Genomic DNA, 2,456 nt, shown 5'->3' with positions numbered 1-2,456 from the left:
ATTATGAGTTAGCTCTAGGGGGATTAAATTGAAAACCTTCTATTATAGCATAGATTTTTTTTGCAAGAGGTCTATTCTTTATCTCTATCACATCTTTAAAAAAATGGTATAAGCTTGTGCTCATTGGCAGCGGTTATCTCTGATTGACGGCTAAACCCCGTCCCTATGCGGGGATTTTCATGTCTACAAGTTTTGTAGACAATATGTTGACACTGTAGACAGTTATCCGTTATTGTAGACAAATACTGTACACAGGTGTCTACAATGAGTCAAAGTCAAGTCCTATCGTTCAGGGCTTCCGGTCACTTCCTGAACAGGATAGAAGCTCAAAGACTAGAGGGCGAGTCGGTCAGTCAAGCTGCACAACGCATTCTCAAGGAAATATCAGGCACGTCTACAACGATGTCTACAGTGTCTACACAGGATGACGCTACAGCCCTGTCTACGGTGTCTACAGATTTGTCTACACGAAACAATAACAGCGTCGTGTCTACAGCCTTGTCTACAGCTATGGCAGAAACTGTAGACAAGGCTGTAGCTGATCGCCTCGACCCCGTGATGGAGCGTATGGCCGCCATTGAGGAACGGCTGGGAAAATTGAGTGCCCTGAGCGATGGCAACGATGAATCGCTCAGGCAGGAATTGAAAGTCGCCAACAAGCAGCTTGCAGAATGGGATACAGAGCTGAATCAGTTACACGAGCGCAACGGCGATATAGGACTGAAGGCGCAGATGTTGGAGCAAGAGCTCAAGGAAGTGCGACGCGATCAGGAAGCAAATAAAAACTCAGCTCCGACCGTGGCAAAATTTCCAGAACCGGCCGACTTGCTCAATGAGTTAAAAGCGCGGCGTAAAAAATCCAGAGCGGACTTTGCAGACGTGGGGACGTTCTTGGAAATACTAGGCTTGGAGAGCTAACCCGCGTCTACCGACAGGATGCCGGGATACCACCTGACCCAGATAGGCAGTGTTGTGCGTTTGTTGTGCAATTGTCTTGCACAACAAACGCACAACACATGCACAACAAATAAGGTTTGAGCCACTCTCTCCTTTGCGGTAAAGAACGGCTCAAACCCTTGATGCTATTAGGTTTTATTAACGGGTACGGCAGGACTTGAACCTGCGGCTCGCTGCTTAGAAGGCAGCTACTCTATCCAACTGAGTTACGCACCCAACTCAAAAATCGCTAACAACATTATTGTATAGGTGCAGTGTGCGATCGAGCAAGTAAATATTTGATGACTTACGCATAAACGGGTTTGATGTACCAAAATACGTCAAGCATCAAAAGCAATAGTTGTGAAACACTGAGCTGGCTAAGGTCACGTAGTCTCCTACCTGCCTCGCCTACAAAACCGGACTTGAGACTTTCACCTCATCCGGCTCCTCAGTGATGTGGGTAATTAGCAATACTACCCCATTGGTAACAAATTAAAAGGGAGTAGATTTTGTCAATACCTCTTTGTGTATAAATATAATTGAATAATAATGATAATCAAACAAGGGGTAAGGGGGGGGAGAGTCCGCCGTTGGCGGACTCTCCCACCGGCAGCGATTATTATTATTAATAAGTTGTTCGCTCGAAAGGCATTGCGGGCGGGCGATCGATTATAGTTGCACCGCCAGCGCACGGCAGCGTCGGGGCCAGTGATAATAGTTGCATCGTGTTGGTATTATCAAACGATATAATTGACAAATAATTGAGCGATTGTGTAGGTCAGTAAATATGGCTAAAAGTCAAAAAACCAACCGTGACCACGCCAAAAAAACAACAAGACCGATGGTGGAAGATGAGGCAATTGCCTCGCAACTATCGGCATTATTAACACCAGCCATCCATCACCTCACAAGAAAATTACTACCGTCAACTGGGTTTACGAGAGAGAATTCTTAACCTACCGTTGATGGTAGCAGCAGTATTAACTCTACTGTGGCGAGATGTAGCGGGGGTGACAGAACTCACAAGAATGTTGGCAAGAGAAGGTTTTTTGTGGTGCCAACCCACGACAGTCACTCAACAAGCAATGTCTCAAAGATTTTTAAGTTTTCCTGCCACATTATTTGAAGGAGTGTTCAAAAATTTATTACCAAGTTTAAGAACTGCTTGGTACAAGAGAAACCACAGACCTTTAGCAGAAAGCATTCAATTTGCTTTGACCAAATTTCCCCGAATTTGGATAGTGGATAGCTCAACACTCGAAGCATTATTTTGCAAGCTCAAAAGTCTGGAAGATATACCTAAAGGGTAGTTGGCAGGAAAAATGGCAACAGTCATAGATTTAATGACCAGGCTTCCTGTCGAGATTTAGTTTCTGGAAAACCCAGAGCTTCTGATGTTAAGCTTGAAGAAAATATTCTGCAATTAGTGCCAACTCAAACCTCATACCATTTTTTTAAAGATGTGATAGACTTGTGTAAAAAGTAAAGGAGAGAATTACAATGTCTGGTCGTCCTCA

The 2,456-nt window shown here is 44.3% G+C and carries 1 protein-coding gene, 1 tRNA gene and 1 pseudogene; 2 read left to right on the top strand and 1 reads right to left on the bottom strand.

The features are described from left to right. Positions 1-264: 264 nt before the first annotated feature. The gene (locus tag QUA70_RS28310; RefSeq protein ID WP_445251686.1) at positions 265-918 is read left to right on the top strand and encodes a hypothetical protein; all 654 of its coding nucleotides are present in this window, start codon (positions 265-267) and stop codon (positions 916-918) included. A 181-nt stretch (positions 919-1,099) separates the two neighbouring features. Here the strand turns inward: QUA70_RS28310 and QUA70_RS28305 are convergent. Then, positions 1,100-1,173, bottom strand: a tRNA-Arg gene (locus QUA70_RS28305). Positions 1,174-1,780: 607 nt separating this feature from the next. On the opposite strand from QUA70_RS28305, the pseudogene QUA70_RS28300 reads away from it, so the two are divergent. After that, positions 1,781-2,392 (top strand): annotated as a pseudogene (locus tag QUA70_RS28300) (IS4 family transposase); the annotation flags it as partial. Positions 2,393-2,456 lie beyond the last annotated feature (64 nt).

Origin of the sequence: Microcoleus sp. LAD1_D5 (assembly GCF_036702115.1) — a bacterium.
In the GTDB taxonomy this organism is placed as follows: Bacteria; Cyanobacteriota; Cyanobacteriia; order Cyanobacteriales; family Microcoleaceae; genus Microcoleus.
The sequence above is the reverse complement of the archived record's forward strand: the minus strand, read 5'-3'. Positions and strand labels throughout refer to the sequence as shown.

Excerpts from the sequence above, each read along its gene's own strand:
- QUA70_RS28310 (WP_445251686.1), top strand. The coding sequence starts at position 265 with ATGAGTCAAAGTCAAGTCCTATCGTTCAGGGCTTCCGGTCACTTCCTG.